This window comes from Burkholderia sp. IMCC1007, assembly GCF_027257875.1.
Lineage (GTDB): Bacteria > Pseudomonadota > Gammaproteobacteria > Burkholderiales > Burkholderiaceae > Burkholderia.
In genome coordinates this window covers 168,172-182,357 of record NZ_JAPVQY010000007.1, presented here as the reverse complement: position 1 = coordinate 182,357, position 14,186 = coordinate 168,172, and the positions used below count along the sequence as shown (strand labels likewise).

13 protein-coding genes are annotated in these 14,186 nt (G+C 66.5%); 5 read left to right on the top strand and 8 right to left on the bottom strand.

Annotated elements, in window-relative coordinates; all coding sequences use genetic code 11:
* Nucleotides 1–165 precede the first annotated feature (165 nt).
* Both O1Q03_RS09745 and O1Q03_RS09740 read left to right on the top strand, forming a co-directional pair.
* Entirely contained in the window at nt 166–1,944 is a 1,779-nt protein-coding gene (locus tag O1Q03_RS09745; RefSeq protein WP_269503056.1) for a SulP family inorganic anion transporter, read from the top strand.
* Nucleotides 1,945–2,125: 181 nt separating this feature from the next.
* Entirely contained in the window at nt 2,126–3,652 is a 1,527-nt protein-coding gene (locus tag O1Q03_RS09740; RefSeq protein WP_269503055.1) for a CYTH and CHAD domain-containing protein, read from the top strand.
* A 233-nt stretch (nt 3,653–3,885) separates the two neighbouring features.
* On the opposite strand, the gene O1Q03_RS09735 is transcribed toward O1Q03_RS09740, so the two are convergent.
* From O1Q03_RS09735 to O1Q03_RS09710, 6 genes are all read right to left on the bottom strand, one after another.
* On the bottom strand, nt 3,886–4,326 hold the full coding sequence (locus tag O1Q03_RS09735; RefSeq protein ID WP_269503132.1) for a c-type cytochrome: 441 nt from the start codon (nt 4,324–4,326) through the stop codon (nt 3,886–3,888).
* 80 nt (nt 4,327–4,406) lie between these two features.
* Nucleotides 4,407–4,910 carry a c-type cytochrome gene (locus tag O1Q03_RS09730; protein WP_269503054.1) on the bottom strand — a complete coding sequence of 168 codons (504 nt, stop codon included), beginning with the start codon at nt 4,908–4,910 and terminating at the stop codon, nt 4,407–4,409.
* Nucleotides 4,907–5,452, bottom strand: a complete 546-nt coding sequence (locus tag O1Q03_RS09725; protein WP_269503053.1) for a methylamine dehydrogenase light chain — start codon at nt 5,450–5,452, stop codon at nt 4,907–4,909. The genes O1Q03_RS09730 and O1Q03_RS09725 overlap by 4 nt, the downstream gene beginning before the upstream one ends.
* A 39-nt stretch (nt 5,453–5,491) precedes the next feature.
* The gene (gene mauD, locus O1Q03_RS09720; RefSeq protein ID WP_269503051.1) at nt 5,492–6,136 is read right to left on the bottom strand and encodes a methylamine dehydrogenase accessory protein MauD; all 645 of its coding nucleotides are present in this window, start codon (nt 6,134–6,136) and stop codon (nt 5,492–5,494) included.
* On the bottom strand, nt 6,133–6,687 hold the full coding sequence (locus O1Q03_RS09715; RefSeq protein WP_269503050.1) for a MauE/DoxX family redox-associated membrane protein: 555 nt from the start codon (nt 6,685–6,687) through the stop codon (nt 6,133–6,135). Before O1Q03_RS09715 ends, mauD begins: the two co-directional genes overlap by 4 nt.
* 7 nt (nt 6,688–6,694) lie before the next feature.
* A complete protein-coding gene (locus tag O1Q03_RS09710; protein ID WP_269503049.1) occupies nt 6,695–7,852 on the bottom strand; it encodes an amine dehydrogenase large subunit in 1,158 nt (385 codons plus the stop codon).
* Between the two features lie 240 nt (nt 7,853–8,092).
* On the opposite strand from O1Q03_RS09710, the gene O1Q03_RS09705 reads away from it, so the two are divergent.
* The 3 genes from O1Q03_RS09705 (at nt 8,093) to O1Q03_RS09695 (ending at nt 10,672) form a co-directional block, all read left to right on the top strand.
* Nucleotides 8,093–9,055: a helix-turn-helix domain-containing protein gene (locus O1Q03_RS09705; RefSeq protein ID WP_269503047.1), complete on the top strand. Its 963-nt coding sequence runs from the start codon at nt 8,093–8,095 to the stop codon at nt 9,053–9,055.
* 157 nt (nt 9,056–9,212) lie between these two features.
* On the top strand, nt 9,213–10,157 hold the full coding sequence (locus O1Q03_RS09700; RefSeq protein ID WP_269503046.1) for a GlxA family transcriptional regulator: 945 nt from the start codon (nt 9,213–9,215) through the stop codon (nt 10,155–10,157).
* A 152-nt stretch (nt 10,158–10,309) separates the two neighbouring features.
* Nucleotides 10,310–10,672: a YbjQ family protein gene (locus O1Q03_RS09695; RefSeq protein WP_269503045.1), complete on the top strand. Its 363-nt coding sequence runs from the start codon at nt 10,310–10,312 to the stop codon at nt 10,670–10,672.
* Between the two features lie 27 nt (nt 10,673–10,699).
* On the opposite strand, the gene O1Q03_RS09690 is transcribed toward O1Q03_RS09695, so the two are convergent.
* Both O1Q03_RS09690 and O1Q03_RS09685 read right to left on the bottom strand, forming a co-directional pair.
* On the bottom strand, nt 10,700–11,950 hold the full coding sequence (locus tag O1Q03_RS09690; RefSeq protein WP_269503044.1) for an MFS transporter: 1,251 nt from the start codon (nt 11,948–11,950) through the stop codon (nt 10,700–10,702).
* Between the two features lie 547 nt (nt 11,951–12,497).
* Nucleotides 12,498–14,114, bottom strand: coding sequence for a hypothetical protein (locus tag O1Q03_RS09685; protein WP_269503043.1), 1,617 nt, complete (start codon nt 14,112–14,114; stop codon nt 12,498–12,500).
* Nucleotides 14,115–14,186: the final 72 nt, after the last annotated feature.

The following is a 14,186-nucleotide window of genomic DNA, read 5'->3' as shown; positions in this document are numbered from 1 at the left end:
TCCTGAACGATCGCGTCGGCGCCCGGCGCGCCCGCGGGTTCGAGGCCGGCGCGTCGAAACGCAACATCGTGAAACCGCGCTTGCGCTCCGACGACATGCGAACGTAATCTGAACGGCACGGGCGGACGTGGCGAACGATTCGCCCGGATTTCTTGATGCCCTGCGATGAACATCAAAAGCCGTGCCCGCCGGCACACGGCCCAACCGCCCCGCCAGCCCGCCGCCGGCCCGCTGCGGTGGATCAACGGACTCGCCGTCGTGCGTGGCTATCGATTGCCGTGGCTGCCGCACGATCTGCTCGCCGGCGTCGCGCTCAGTGCCGTCCTCGTGCCCGCCGGCATGGCGTACTCCGAAGCGGCCGGCCTGCCCGCCGTCAACGGGCTCTATGCATCGTTCGCCGCGATGCTGGCGTATGCGCTGTTCGGCCCGAGCCGCATCCTCGTGCTCGGCCCCGACTCCGCGCTGGTCGCGTTGATCGCCGCCAGCATCGTGCCGGTCGCGCACGGCAACGCCGCGCAAGCACTGGCCCTGGCCGGCGCGCTCGCGGTGCTGTCGGGCGCGATCTGCATCGCGGTCGGCGCGCTCAGGCTCGGATTCGTCACCGAGCTTCTGTCGCTGCCCATCCGGTACGGTTTTCTGAACGGCATCATGCTGACGATCAGCATCGGACAGTTGCCCAAGCTGCTTGGGTACAAGGGCAAGGGCGAATCGTTCGTCGAGCAGGTGCGCGACGTCGTCGAAGGCATCGCGGCGTCGAAGGTCAATGCGACGTCGCTCGCACTCGGCCTCGCCGCACTCGTGCTGATACTCGTCTGCAAGCGACTCTGGCCCAAGGTGCCGGGCGTGCTGCTCGCCGTGGCGGCCGCGACGGTGGCGGTGATGTGGTTCGATCTGTCCCGGCGCGCCGGCGTCGCGACTGTCGGCGCAGTTCCGCAAGGGCTGCCCGTGCCGCGCATCCCGCAAGTGAGCGTCGCCGACTGGCTGCATCTCGCGGGCAGCGCAGCGGCGATCGCGCTCGTTTCGTTCACGGACATCAGCGTGCTGTCCCGTACCTACGAATTGCGCAACGACACGCGCGTGGACCGGAACCAGGAATGCATCGCGCTCGGGCTGTCGAACCTCGCCGCCGGCCTGGTGCAAGGGTTCGCGGTGAGCGCGAGCAGTTCCCGCACGCCCGTCGCGGAGGCGGCGGGCGCGAAGACGCAGGCGACGGGTGTGGTGGCTGCCGCCGTCGTTGCCGCGCTGCTCCTGTTCGCGCCGCACGCGCTGTCGCACACGCCGCAATCCGCACTGGCCGCCGTCGTGATTGCGGCATGCATCAACATGATCGAGGTGCGCGGCATCGTACGGCTTTATCGGCTGCGCAAAATCGAGTTCGTGCTGGCGGTGGCGTGCTTCGCCGGCGTCGCGGGCCTCGGTGTCGTGAACGGCATTGCACTCGCGCTTCTGCTCACCGTGCTGGCGTTTCTGTGGCGCGCGTGGCGGCCTTACGACGCCGTCCTCGGACGGGTCGACGGCAGGAAGGGCTATCACGACGTGTCGCGCCATCCGGAAGCGCGGCGCGTGCCCGGGCTCGTGCTGCTGCGCTGGGATGCCCCGCTCTTTTTCGCCAATGGTGAGATCTTTCGCGAGCGCGTGCTGCGTGCCGTCGACGAGTCGCCCGAGCCGGCGCGCTGGATCGTCATCGCAGCGGAGCCCGTGACCGATATCGATCTCACGGCCGCCGATGTACTCGAACGGCTGCACGGCGAGCTGGCGGCGCGGCAGGTCAGGCTGATCTTCGCGGAACTGAAAGGCCCCGTGAAGGATAGCCTCAAGCATTACGGGATGTTGAGCATGTTCGGCGACGACAACTTCTTTCCGACGATCGGCGAGGCGGTAAGCGGGTATCTGAAAACGCATCGGATCGAGTGGCACGACTGGGAAGACGAAGCCCCGGGGTGAGAACGCATCGCCATCGCCGGCGAGCGCGTGCGTGTGCGCGTGCAACGGAAAGGGGACGATTCGGCGCACGAAGTCGCGCCCGGTGCGCGCATGCGATCGACGCGCACGCGTGACTCGGCCGGCGTCGGCAACCTCGTCGATCCGGTGTAGTCTGATAGTCATGCGCGACATCGGAGGCGGTATGGAACGAGAGTTGAAGCTACGGGTTTCCGGCAGGGATCTGGACAAGATTCGTCGCGCACCATTGCTCGCGCACGCCGACGGCGCACAGGCACGTCAACTGCTAACGAGCACATACTTCGATACGGCTGCGCATGCATTTCACCGCTGCGCGGCTTCGCTGCGAGTACGCGCGGTCGGCAACGACAGGATCCAGACGTTGAAGCGGGAAGGATCGACACAGGCCGGCCTGTTCGACAGGGATGAGTTCGAGATGTCCGTCGACGGCGACGTCCCCGATCTGACGCTGCTGCAGGCCGAGATTCCCGCGGATGACGATTTGGGCAGGCTGATTCGCGACGACGCGACGGCATCGCGGCTCCAGCCCGTGTTCGTCACGCGGATCACGCGTACGGTTATACCGCTGCACTTGCCGTCCGGCGATGAAATCGAGGTTGCGCTCGACAAGGGGACGATCGACGCGGGATCGAAATCGCTCCCGATCGCCGCCGTCGAACTGGAGCTGAAACACGGTCGACCTGAAAGCCTGTACGGCATCGCACTGGAACTGCTGGAGATGGCGCCATTGCGCATCGATCGCGACAGCAAGGCCGATCTCGGCTACGGCTTGCTCGTCGACGAACACCGCCAGGCCGTCAAGGCGCAACGGGTGCAATTGACGAAACGCGATTCGATCGAATCCGCCTTCTGCGCGATCGCGCGCAATTGCCTCGACCAGGTGCACGCCAACGAGCGCGGCGTCCAGTCCGGCGATGATCCGTCGAGTGTCCATCAGATGCGTGTCGGGCTGCGTCGCTTGCGTTCGGCGCTCGACCTGTTCGAGAAGGCGATTCCCGCGTTTGCCGGCCTTGACGACGAGCTGCGCTGGATTGCGTCCGAACTCGGCGCGGCGCGTGACTGGGAGGTGCTTGCGGGAACGACGCTCGACCATGCCGGCACGAACGGCTCGCCGGACGAGATCCGTGCGGTCCGCGACGCGTGCGAGCACATTGCCGTCGACAACCGGCAGCGCGCGGCGGCCGCGGTCGAGTCGGTGCGCTACACGCGGCTCGCGTTGCAGCTTGCCTCATGGTTGAACCGAAAGGGTTGGCGAGACGAGATGTCGGATGAACAGCGCGACGCGATCATGCGGCCCGCGAAACCGTTTGCCGAGGATGTCCTGCGCCGCCGGCACCGCAAGCTGATCAAACGCGGCAAGCGGCTGGCCGATCTGGACGATCACCGTCGTCACCGTGCCCGCATCGCGGCGAAGAAGGTCCGATACGCGACGGAATTTTTTGCGTCGCTGTGCAGCAAGCGCGCGGTCCGATCGTATGTCGACGCGCTGACCGCGCTTCAGGACGATCTCGGGTGGCGCAACGACGCCGTTGTCGCGGAGCGGTTTCTGAAGACCCTGCCTCGTACGGCACCCGACACCGCGCCGGGCGCGAGTTTTGCTCGCGGCTTTCTGGCAGCGCGCGTCGCAGCCGATCATCAGCCATTGAAGAAGCGCTGGAAGCGCTTCAAACGCCTGTCGCCGCCGCACTGAATCGGCACGAGGATGACATCGAAGGGCTGACATCGATGGCGCGATATAACCATCGCGCATGCGGGCGTCGGCATCGGTGATGCAACATCAGTTCAGCGCGTTCCGCATCGCCGGCGCGACCTGCTTGATCTTCGGCGTCGTGCTCATTCGTGCGTGACCACGCGGGAACACCGCGCCGTCACGCTCTTCGAAATCGGTCACGCTTCGTTCCGACGCTGCGTTGCAACCCTCGATCAATACCGCTCCGACACACCGTCGATCCCGCGCTCATGCAGCGCGCGGACCAGGCCGGCACGCACGGTCGCGACATCGGAAAACGCCGGCCGCCGATGCGCGGCGATCTCGGCCGCCGTATAAGGCTTGAAATCGCGCGGCAGCGCATCGCGGTTCATCGTCGTGAGCACCCAGTTGAGCACGTCGGCGAGATCCTGATCCGACAGCGCCGAGTTCGACGCGCCGGGCAGGCGCATCACGTACTCGCGCCCGGCCGGCAGATGCGTGAAGTAACCGAGCGAATTCGCGAGCGGCGGCACCTTGCCGGGAATGCCACCGCCCGTCGCCGTGTGGCAGCCCATGCAGTTGAGCACCCAGTGCTGCCGCGCGAGCGTCGCGTCGGTCACGCCGTCGGCATGCGCGGGAACGGCAATCGCGCATGCGGCGGCTACGACGAGCATCGACGACAGGCAGCGCGAGTTGAACGAGCCGATCCACCACGCGGCCGCACGCACGCCACGGCGTCGAACGCGACCGGCATTCACAACCCCAGCCCCTTCGTCACGACCGCGCGTTGCGCGTGAACGGCCGTACCGTCCATCTCCTTCGCACGCGCCGCGCGGATATCGGCCGCGGTGAACGGCTTCGCGTCGCCATGCTTGTCGTTCAGATCGAACACGACGTAGTTGAGCACGTTCGCGATGTCGTCATCGCTCGCACTTGCGAACGACGGCATCTTGAAGTTGTAGCGCTTGTCGTGCACCTTGATTTCGCCGAACATCCCGTGCAACAGCGTCGCGACGAGTTGCGCACGGCCCGCGTCGGCCGTTGCGTACTTGCCCGGATACTCGGTCAGCGGCGGCGCAAGGCCGTCCTGCCCCTTGCCGCCCACCTGATGACACACCGCGCACTGCGCGTCGAACAGGCTCTTGCCCGCGGGGTAATGGACGGCCTGCTGCGCAGCGGCCACGCCCGGCAGCACCAACAACGCGCCGGCCGCCGCCATGCATGCGACCACGATCTTTCCAGCTTGCTTCACTTTCATTGCTTTGCCGCCCCCAGCAGGACCGAAACCGAACAGTGGTAATTCGAATTGCCGTTCGCCATGCACCAGTTGATGTCGTTGTTCAACGACAGCTTGTACAGCGGCTTCTCGCGCTCGTTGCGATTGCAGAAGCATTTGCCGCAGGACGTCTTGCCGCAGCAATCGTTGTACGACACGATGTAGTCCGAACCGTCGTGCGGATTTCGGCAGGTACCGATCCACGTGATCGGCGACGGTGTCGTGCCCGGCGGGCAACTGCTCGACGTGCCGCCGCAGCAGCTGCACAGCCAGCCGTCGATCGCGCAGTACTTCCAGTAATCGCAGCTCGTCGGATCGTCGCTCGCGCCCGACGCGGCGGCGCCGGATGCCGCCGATGCGCCGGACGCCGCGTCGGCCGCATACGCGGTGCGATCGACGGGCAGGAGCGGCAGTATCGCCGATCCCACCAGCACCTTGCCGAGCTTCGCCATCGCGCTGCGCCGCGAACTGTGCTGCGCGACGCCGCGCGCCGACCGTTCGAACCATGAATCAAACAGGCCCATGTCGTTGTTCTCCATTGACGTTGAAAGAGAGTCGACCGCTCACGCGTGCTGCGCGTGCTTCGCGTGCGTTTCGTGGCCGCCGTGGTCGTGATCGCCGTGCACGAACTGCTGCAGCGACGCGACGCCACGCTCCTTCGCTTCGAACAGGCTCTCGAGATGCTCGCGGGTATTGACGAGGCCCTTCGCGCGCACGGTGCCGGCTTCGTCGAGCAGCACCGCGTACGGCAGCTTGCCGATCTGGTACGCGAGACCGAGCTCCTGCGACAGCACGTACGGGAAGCGCGCGAGGTTGTGCTTCTGCGCAAAGCGCGTGTGTTCGTCGAGATCGCCGTCGCTCGCGAGCACGATGTTCACCGGCGTCGATTCGCTTGCCTGCAGCGACGGCAACAGCGGCAGCAGCTTCTTGCAGACCGGGCACGTCGGCGACAGGAAGAACAGCAGCGTCGCCTTGCCCGACGCATCGATGCCGCCGACCTTCACCTGCGCGCCGCGAATGTCGGTCAGCTCGAACATCGGCGCGATCGCGCCGACTGCCGGCCCCTTGTCGATCATCAGCGCGCCGGCGGGCATGATGCGTTCGTACAGGATGCCGATCTGCCGAACGAGCGCGAGACAGATCGCGCCGAGCGCGAGCACGGCAACCCACAGCAAGGCGGTGGAAACGGTGAGAGCGGTTTGCATCATGAATTCCTCAGGTGGGAAAGGCGCGGTACGTTCGCGAGCAGCACGTCGACGGTGAGCAGCGCGCAAACGATCAGCAATACGCAAGAAAACAGCGTCAGGTAGTCGAACCACACGACGGCACGGCCGCCCGGATCGACGAGCGCGGTCGCGGCCAGCGCGACGAGCAGCAGCACGCGCGCGACGTGCAGCCAGCCGATGCCGCGTGGCGCATCCGCGCGTGCTGACGCGAAGCCGGAGCAACCGCAATCGATGTCGGTATGGCCGCGCACGATGTTGATCGTCATGCCGGCAGCGAACACGAGCAGCAACGCGATCAAGCCGAGCGCACCGGCCGTGCGCGTGTCGGGAAACAGCAGCGCGGCCGCGCACAGCGCTTCCGCGAGCGGAATCGTGAATGCCGCCGGCGCGGTGAGCGCATCGGGCAGCAGTCGATAGCCGGCGAGCGCGTGCCGGAATGCAGCGGGCCGGCGCATCTTCGCGAAGGCGCCGAGCAGCACGACGACGGCCGCGCCGGCCTGCGCGCTGGTGGCGAGTACGGGATCGAGCGTCATCGCGGCCTCACGGGTTCACGAGCAGCGTAGACGTACTGCCGATCTGCTTCTCGACGTGCTGCAGCTTGCCGGTGCGCGCGTCCATCACGACGAGATCCGACGTGCCGGTCAATCCGTAGAACAACGGCTTGTCGTCGTCGCTGACCTGGATCGATACGAGCGGATCGACCTTCTGCTGCGCGAGATCCCAGCGCGCGACGCGCTGCTTCGTCTTCAGGTCGTACACCCACACCTGCGTGCCGGGATCCTTGTGCGAGCCGTCGCTGCCCTTGTGCATCAGCACGTAGTAGCGGTGCTGCTTCGCCTGCACGGCCGTCTGCTGCATGCCGCCGGGGCGCCAGCCTTCGGCGCGCTCCGCGCCCGTCAGGAGCGACCACGACTTGCCGAACGTCGCCTTGTCACCGCTGAAAGTCGCGCTGCGCACGTTGCCGTGATACGTCGTGAACAGATAGCCGCCGTCGTAGCGCGACGCGTTCACGAAGGCCGGATCCTGGTCGACGTCGATGAACGCATCCGACATCGTGCGCTTCACTTCCTTGCCGTTCGCGTCGAGCGTGATGGTCAGCGCCTTGCCGCTTTCGCACAGCGCGGTGAAGCGGTCGTTGCCCGACGGATATGCGAGCACGCACGCCGCGGTATCGATTTCCGACAGCACCTTCTTCGATACCGCATCGATTACCGTCACCGACGCGGCCGGCGTGATGTTCGCCACATACAGCCGCTTGCCGTCGGCGCTGAACGCGGTGTTGTACGGCGACGGCACGTGCTGCCCGTGCTTCGCCGGAATCACGATCTCGCCCGTGTGATCGAGCGTCGTGTTGTCCGTCATCTCGACGACGTCGGTGCGCGTGCCGTGCGAGCCGCGCGAGAAATACGTCGTCGCGATGAAGCTCGTCTTGTGGTCGGGCGAGATCGCGAGGCCGGGCGCGAAGCCGCCGTCGATCTGGCCGAGCAGCTTTTTCGCGTCGGCGTCGTACACGTAGATGCGCCCGTCGGTCATGTTGGGCATCGCGATATCGACGACGTACACCTCGTGCGGATGCCACGGCGGCATCTTCTGTACGACCAGTTCCTCGGGCTTTTCCGTCGCGTACGCGCTGCCGGCCCACGCCGCCGCGCACGCTAGCGTCGCCGCGCATGCCGCGGTTCGTCGCCTTGTCCTCATGTCGCCTCCAGTTGGGAATCACGTTATGTGGGGCGACTGTAGTTCGACAATAAATCCGCTCAGCACCAGGACCGGCAACGCGTGCGTGCCGATTCGGGATATTGGAAAAGCGCCTGAAAGCCACGGGAAACGCTCCCCTTCCGGCCCCTGAAAAACCCCTGCCGAATAGCGCTCGTCCGTATTGCGCCGACCGTGTGGTCGGTTTATTCTTGCGCCGTCCGAACGATCGCCGGAGGCGCCGTGCTCGTGTTTCACCAGATGTTCGACGACGCAGACCGGCATGCCGAGGCGTTGCGCGGCTGGGATCAACGTTACGACCAGATCGGCGCTGGCTCGTATCGCAGCGCGGTCAAGCACGTCGAACTCGACGGCGTGCAACTGTTCCAGGAAGCGGCGAACGTGCGCACCATCCAGCGTGGACAATTGCCGTCCGGCCATACGGTGTTCGGGATGCCGCTCACCGGCTCCGGCACCTTCGCGTTCGGCGATGCGCGCATCGACCGCGGCACGGTCGTGATGGCGCGCGGCGGCTCGCCGTTCGAACTCCATTCTCCCGACGACATGTCGCTGATGGGCGTGGTCGTCGACCCCGAGCTGATGCAGCAGATCGAGGACGCGGCCGACGTGCGGGTGGACGAACGCGCGCTGCGGCGCGGTGTCGTCGACGTGCCGGTCGCCGCGCGCGAACGCGCGAGCGTGCAGCTCGCGACGCTGCTCGAACGCGTGCTGACGGGGCCCGATACGTTCGATGCCGCGCGTGCGCAGTGCGACCTGCGCGGCGCCGTCGCGAACGTGCTCGTCGATCTCCTCACGTACCGGATGCCCGAGCCGTCCAACCGCCTCACGCACGCGTGCCACGCCGACATCGTGCGCCGCGTGCACGACTACGTGATCGAGCACCCGGAAGCGCCCGTCGACATCCTCAGCCTGTGCACGCAACTGCGCGTGAGCCGGCGCACGATGCAGAACAGCTTTCAGTCGGTCGCGCAGACGAGCCCGCTGAACTACACGCGCTCGCTGCGCCTGTCGCAGGTGCGCCGCCTGCTGCTCGACACGCGGCAAGCCGATCTGCCGATCAGCGAAGCGGCCGCGCGCTGGGGCTTCATCCACCTCGGGCATTTCGCGAACGCGTACAAGGCGCAGTTCGGCGAACTGCCTTCGACCACCGCACGCCGGTCGGCGCGTCGCTCGAAAACGCGCTGAGCGTCGGCAAAACCCGCGATAATCCGGTGTTGAACGTTCGGCTCGCGCGAGCCGGGCGCGGTGTGTGCGCCTGCCGGACCGCGTGCCGGACCGCGTGCCGCGCCGAGCCGCATCGCGCGGCACGCGACAACTACCCCGATTCCACCCCCACGCTCCGATGCCAGAGGATTTCCACTTCCTGTTGCTGCCCGGCTTCTCCGCGCTCGGCTTCATGTCCGCGGTCGAGCCGTTGCGCGTCGCGAACCGCTTTCGCAGCGAGCTGTACCGCTGGCACGTCATCAGCGCGGACGGCGCGCCCGTGGCCGCGAGCAACGGGATCCCGGTCGCGGCCGAAGCCGCATGCGCGGACGTCGCGCAGGTCGAGACCGTGTTCGTCGTCGCCGGCTTCGATCCGCTCGTGTGCTACGACCGCGCGCTCGCCGACTGGCTGCGCCGCCAGAACCGGCACGGCGCGACGCTCGGCGGCATCGACACCGGCAGCTTCGTGCTCGCGGAAGCCGGGCTGTTCGAGCCGTCGCAAACGCTCACGCTGCACTGGGAAGCACTCGCCGCGTTCCGCGAACGCTACCCGCGGCTCAACGCGACGCAGGAACTGTTCGAGATCGACGACCGGCGCATCACGTGCGCGGGCGGCACCGCGTCGATCGACATGATGCTCGACCTGATCGGCCGGCGGCACGGCGCCGAGCTCGCTGCGGCGATTTCCGAGCAGTTCGTCGTGAGCCGCATCCGGCAGCGCTCGGACAGCCAGCGGCTCGAGATCGCCGCGCGCTACGGCGTGCACAACCGCAAGCTGATCCAGGTGATCGGCACGATGCAGCGGCACATGGAGAATCCGCTCGGCTCCGATGCGCTCGCGCAGGACGTGTCGATCACGCGGCGCCAGCTCGAACGGCTGTTCAGCGCGACGCTGAACGACACGCCGACGCGCTTCTACCTGAACCTGCGTCTCGATCGCGCGCGCGAGCTGCTGCAGCAGACCGACATGAGCATCACGTCCGTGTGCGTCGCGTGCGGGTTCGAATCGCCGTCGCATTTCTCGCGCACGTACCGTTCGCGGTTCGGCGTGAGCCCGCGCAGCGACCGCCGGCCGACGCGCTGAATGTCGCCGATTTGGCGTGCAAGCCGGCGCGCCATACTGCGGCGATCGAGCCTCCTTCCCGGAAACCGACCGCGCCCGCGTGCCCGTGCGGGCGCGTGTGCCGTTCCGGCTAGAATCGCCGTTCGCTCACTTCCGCAACACGGTGAACCGCCATGAAGGATTTCTCCCGCTCCGTCGACGAGCTCTCGCCCGAGCGCGTCACGACCGCATTCGACCTGCCCGGCCATGCGACCGTCCGCTCGCTCGGCGTCGCGCAGGGCATCATCGTGCGTTCGCGTTCGATCGTCGGCTCGTTCGGCGCGGGGCTGCAAACGCTGTTCGGTGGCAACATCACGTTGTATACGTCGCTGTGCGAGAAGGCGCGCCAGCAAGCCTTCGACAAGATGCTCGCCGATGCGCGCAAGCTCGGCGCGAACGCGATCGTCGCGATGCGCTACGACTCGACCGAGATCGGGGCGGGCGTGACCGAAGTCATCTGCTACGGCACGGCCGTGCGCGTGACGCCGGACGCGTGACGCACGGCAGATGACGCATGACGCCCTTCAAGCGTCGCGTTCGAGCGACTTCATGTTGGTCAACTGAGGAAAGAGCCGCATCCACGTGAGCGCGACGGCGATCGTCGCCGCGCCGCCGACGACGATCGCGGCCGGCGCGCCCCACCACGCGGCCGTCACGCCCGATTCGAATTCGCCGAGCTGGTTCGACGTGCCGATGAACAGCGAGTTGACCGCGCTCACGCGCCCGAGCATGTCGTCCGGCGTTCTCAGCTGCACGAGCGACAGGCGCACGACGACGCTCACCACGTCCGATGCGCCGAGCGCCGCCAGCGCGACGAGCGACAGCACGAAATGCCGCGACAGCCCGAACACGATCGTCGCGATGCCGAACGCGACCACGCCGCCGAACATCGCGCGGCCGGGCCGCCCCTTCAACGGAAAGCGCGTGAGCCACAGCGTGCCCGCGAGCGCGCCGACCGCGGGCGCCGCGCGCAATGCGCCGAGCCCCCACGGCCCTACCTGCAGGATGTCGCGTGCGTAGATCGGCAGCAGCGCGGTCGCGCCGCCGAACAGCACCGCGAACAGGTCGAGCGACAGCGCGCCGAGGATCGCCGGCTCGCGGCGGATGAACGCGATGCCCGAGAACACCGAGCGCAGCGTGACAGGCTCGCGCGCGGGCGGCGCGCTACGCAGCGGGATCGTGCCGCTCAGCATCGCCGCGATCGCGAACGCGACGACGCTCGTGCCGAATGCAACCGGCGCGCCGAGGCCGTACAGCAACCCGCCAAACGCGGGCCCGAGAATCTGCGCGGCCTGGTTCGCGGACGTCGACAACGCGGTCGCGCGCGGCAGGTCGCTGCGCGGCACGACGGCCGGCAGCAGCGACGACACCGACGGCGATTCGAACGCGCGCGCGGTGCCGACGATCGCCGCGAGCGCATAGACACCCGGTGCCGCCAGCCACCCTTTCGCCGCGCCGAGCAGGAACACGCCGGCGGCCACCGCCTCGACGCTCTGGCAGATCGTCGCGATACGGCGCCGGTCGTAGCGGTCGGCCACCTGCCCGACGACGAGCGTCAGCGCGAACATCGGCACGAACTGCGCGAGGCCGACGAGGCCGAGCGCGAATGCGCTGTGGGTGAGCGTATACACGTACCAGCCGATCGCGATCGAGAGGATCTGGAATGCCAGCGACGACATCACGCGCGTACCCCAGAAACGCTGGAAGGGTGCGTGGCGGAACAGGTTGGCGGGTAACTGCGATGGGGAGCTGGATTCGGGTATTGGGGTGGTCATCGGGAAGGCGTTATCGAAGGGTGGCCGGTGATCGATGATCGCGCGATGCGGCCAAAGCGGGATGATATCGCCAAGGGCGGAAGGCCGGCAGGCGGCCGGTGCGGAGGACGAGAGCCCGCTTCAGGCGTGGACGCAGGTCATCGCACGGCGTTGCGGGAAAAAACGGTTCTTCGTGGATTATTGGGGATGTCTCTTGCCGACCCTTCTGCGCCGTTCGAGTCTTCCGCAACTCGATGGCGGCTATCCGAGTCCAACGGTCATCCGCCTTCACATTCGCTCGGCCAGGTGATCGGCCGACCCTGCCGCTGCATCGGATTGCACGGATTTGCCGGGCAGATGGTCACAACGCCCCGTCCGGCTAGACGGCGACTCCTCGACGGGCTGTCCTGTAGGACTCCGAGCAAGTGTCGGTCCGATCAACAATTTGCCGAAGGTGAATTCCGTAGCCGGCCGGATTCGATGCGAATCTCGCAAAAAACCCCTCGCACGAGGCGAGGGGCCCAAAGCCAGGCCGAGGGGAAAGCCTCTCGGCGAGAGGCTCGACAGCTTAGGGACGGTCCATACTCAGGTTGTAGAAGTTTTGCGCGGCATCGGCGCTGATCGATGCGGAAAGTCCCGCAGCGGCGATTCTCAGGCCGATCGATTCGTTGACGTTCGTGGCAGCGGCCCGATGCCGCAGGCCAACGACGGGATCGTTGATGGTCCAGGTATCCACGCGCCCATCCTCGATACGCGTCCGGGTATAGGAGTTCGCGGTGGTGTCGACAGAGTCGATCCTATTGCTGTAAGCCTCGAAGGCACCCATTGCGCCGCTCCGATTCATCGTCAAGTCCCAATATGCATTCGTCGTGCCGACGGTCGGCAGCGTCATGGTATAGGCCTTGGTAGCAACCGTGAAGCCACCAGGACGCGTCCAGAACATGGAGACGTGGCCATCGGTGCCGACAAAAGTGATCGCATACCCGGTGCCACCGTTGGAAGGCGTGCTTGCCAGACCGTCCGCCCCTTCGGTGAAGACCGGGAAATCAGCGTCCGTCCAGACGTAGCAAGGGATGCCGGCATAGCAGCGGCTGCCGGCCGTGACCTTGCCGTCGGCGCCGAGCGTCATGTTGACGCGACTCGGTACCAGATTGCCGGCGCTGTTGGCATTGGTCGCGTAGGTAAGACCCACCCAATTTCCCGCCTTTTGGTCCGTGGAGATCTTTTGCGCCGGTACCAGGAACCTTGCGTACGTGGAGGCGCCACGCACGTCGCGCAAGAGCGCGATCCCGCCCTTGCCGACGACCATGTCATAGCCGTACTGACTATCCGAATTGAGGAAGCGGCACGCCTGACTGGAATCAGCCGTAAGCGTATCGACCGCGCCATCGCGCTGATAGGTCACGTTGAGCTTTGCGGCGTCCACTGTCACCGACTCGATCGAGTTGTCGGCCGTATTGATACTGAAGTACTTGCCGCTACGAAAGCTGGCGCAGGACGCCGCCGAAGGTTGCAGGATAGTTTGAATCGGGCCGGTCGAATTGCCGCCGGGATTCGCCGCGACTGCCGTGGATAGATCTTCCAGGGTCGTGCCGGACGCGGCCATCGCGGCACCGAGTTTGTCGATGGCCTGGTCCATGGCGTTGCCGGCAGTGCTGCCGGTTGCTGCGACAAGCGTGTCCGAAATGGGGTTCGCCGCACCCAGATCGACAATGCCGCTAAGCGTGAGGCTGACTGCCGAGACCGCGCTGGTGACGCCATCGGAGGTCAGCTTGCCTTGCGCGGTCGTGTCGAAAGTATTGAAAAAATCAGTAGTGCTACCGCCTGCGATGGCCGCCGTAACGAGCTCGGTCAGAGGCGTGATATTCGCAACCGCAGCTGTGCCGGAGCCCGCATCCACGACCGAGTGCATCACCGTCCCGTTCGGAGCCTGGACGCTCAGCACGCACGGGCGCACGGCGTTCGGAATATCAACAGTGAAAGTGCCATCCGCGGCAGTCGTGGCCGTACCCGCCCCCGTCGCGCATTTGGCTTGAACGGTGGCTCCCGCCAGTGCCGCACCCGTCGCCGCGGTGCCGCTGATCTTCGTCGTCGAGGTAGTCGTAGCCGCCCCACTGTTCTCGCCACCGCCACAAGCCGTCAAGGTAGCCGCAGCGACAGCCACGGCAAGCAGTTCTGCTTTCATTTTTCTGGCTCCTTAAGGTATCCCGCGCCCGGATCTGAACGACCCGTAGCGCCTTCCCGTCCGCTGTTTTTG

Bases quoted from the DNA above. Each gene is read 5' to 3' on its own strand.
- O1Q03_RS09740 (WP_269503055.1), top strand. From the start codon at position 2,126: ATGGAACGAGAGTTGAAGCTACGGGTTTCCGGCAGGGATCTGGACAAG.
- mauD (WP_269503051.1), bottom strand. From the start codon at position 6,136: ATGATGCAAACCGCTCTCACCGTTTCCACCGCCTTGCTGTGGGTTGCC.
- O1Q03_RS09735 (WP_269503132.1), bottom strand. From the start codon at position 4,326: ATGCTCGTCGTAGCCGCCGCATGCGCGATTGCCGTTCCCGCGCATGCC.
- O1Q03_RS09730 (WP_269503054.1), bottom strand. From the start codon at position 4,910: ATGAAAGTGAAGCAAGCTGGAAAGATCGTGGTCGCATGCATGGCGGCG.
- O1Q03_RS09725 (WP_269503053.1), bottom strand. From the start codon at position 5,452: ATGGGCCTGTTTGATTCATGGTTCGAACGGTCGGCGCGCGGCGTCGCG.
- O1Q03_RS09690 (WP_269503044.1), bottom strand. From the start codon at position 11,950: ATGACCACCCCAATACCCGAATCCAGCTCCCCATCGCAGTTACCCGCC.
- O1Q03_RS09715 (WP_269503050.1), bottom strand. From the start codon at position 6,687: ATGACGCTCGATCCCGTACTCGCCACCAGCGCGCAGGCCGGCGCGGCC.
- O1Q03_RS09700 (WP_269503046.1), top strand. From the start codon at position 9,213: ATGCCAGAGGATTTCCACTTCCTGTTGCTGCCCGGCTTCTCCGCGCTC.
- O1Q03_RS09745 (WP_269503056.1), top strand. From the start codon at position 166: ATGAACATCAAAAGCCGTGCCCGCCGGCACACGGCCCAACCGCCCCGC.
- O1Q03_RS09695 (WP_269503045.1), top strand. From the start codon at position 10,310: ATGAAGGATTTCTCCCGCTCCGTCGACGAGCTCTCGCCCGAGCGCGTC.
- O1Q03_RS09685 (WP_269503043.1), bottom strand. From the start codon at position 14,114: ATGAAAGCAGAACTGCTTGCCGTGGCTGTCGCTGCGGCTACCTTGACG.
- O1Q03_RS09710 (WP_269503049.1), bottom strand. From the start codon at position 7,852: ATGAGGACAAGGCGACGAACCGCGGCATGCGCGGCGACGCTAGCGTGC.